Below are 543 nucleotides of genomic sequence, written 5' to 3'. Positions count from 1 at the left end.
TTGACGATGGCCGGAACGTCACCGCGGAAATGGTCAAGATGATGAAAGAGAAAGAAATGCAGAAAATCATCGATGAAGCAGGCGTGGAACATTTTCGGAGCGGCCGGTTTGAAGAGGCCGGACAGGTATTTGAACAGCTGATTTTGGATGATGAATTCGCGGAGTTTCTAACGATACCGGCTTATGAAAATATATAATGGGGGAATGTGCGATGCTGAAAGAAAAACAACTCGCAGAAAGCTGGGAGCATGATGAACGCTGGAAAGGGATCACAAGGCCGTATGAGGCGGCAGACGTCATTCGGCTGAGGGGCACGCTCGAGATTGAATACACGATTGCAAGGCGCGGCGCCGAAAAGCTGTGGAAGCTTCTCCATACAGAGGATTTCGTCCCGGCGCTGGGCGCTTTGACCGGAAACCAAGCCATGCAGCAAGTAAAGGCCGGATTGAAAGCGATTTATTTAAGCGGCTGGCAGGTGGCTGCCGATGCAAATATGTCAGGGAGCATGTATCCTGACCAAAGCCTTTATCCGGCAAACAGCGT

The 543-nt window shown here is 50.8% G+C and carries 2 pseudogenes; both read left to right on the top strand.

Annotated elements, in window-relative coordinates:
* Positions 1-197: pseudogene (locus ACWHAR_RS31125) on the top strand (malate synthase A); the annotation flags it as partial.
* A gap of 14 nt (positions 198-211) precedes the next feature.
* A pseudogene (locus ACWHAR_RS31120) lies at positions 212-543 on the top strand (isocitrate lyase); the annotation flags it as partial.

The organism is Bacillus sp. LR--39 (assembly GCF_053613335.1).
Note: the sequence above shows the minus strand (reverse complement) of the source record. Positions and strands in the feature narration are given on the sequence as shown.